The organism is Paenibacillus sp. 2TAB19 (genome assembly GCF_052115185.1).
Classification (GTDB): Bacteria; Bacillota; Bacilli; order Paenibacillales; family Paenibacillaceae; genus Pristimantibacillus.
The window spans coordinates 1-458 of sequence record NZ_JBFRGE010000228.1; the positions used below are offsets into that span (position 1 = coordinate 1).

Annotated in this window: 1 rRNA gene; it reads right to left on the reverse strand. The window is 49.3% G+C overall.

From position 1 onward, the window contains the following. Positions 1-315 precede the first annotated feature (315 nt). Positions 316-432 (reverse strand): 5S ribosomal RNA (gene rrf / locus AB4Z33_RS31195). Positions 433-458: the final 26 nt, after the last annotated feature.

The window sequence follows — 458 nt, forward strand, 5'->3', positions numbered from 1 at the left end:
TTCGCCACGTCCTTCTTCGGCTCCTGGTGCCTAGGCATCCTCCGTGCGCTCTTAATAGCTTAACCAATGCTCAGGTGATTCGGCTTGTGCGCCGTTTTCACTTTGTTTCTTTGATCTCCTAAGACATCAAATGGCTGAAACAAACTGAAAAAATGTCGCAACAATCTCGAACAACCTTCGCTAACATCAACTGCCGAGCTCGCATTCGCTAACTCTGCTCGCTGATGGTTAATCCAGCTAAAGGATGTTTCAGCAATTCTTATCTTTCGTTATCCAGTTTTCAAAGAGCAATATAAAAGTGCAATATCTGCACCCGCTTGGCGACGTCCTACTCTCCCAGGACCCTGCGGTCCAAGTACCATTGGCGCTGGAGGGCTTAACGGTCGTGTTCGGTATGGGAACGCGTGGTTCCCCTCCGCCATCGCCACCAAACGGATGATGCTTCGAAAGACGATTAG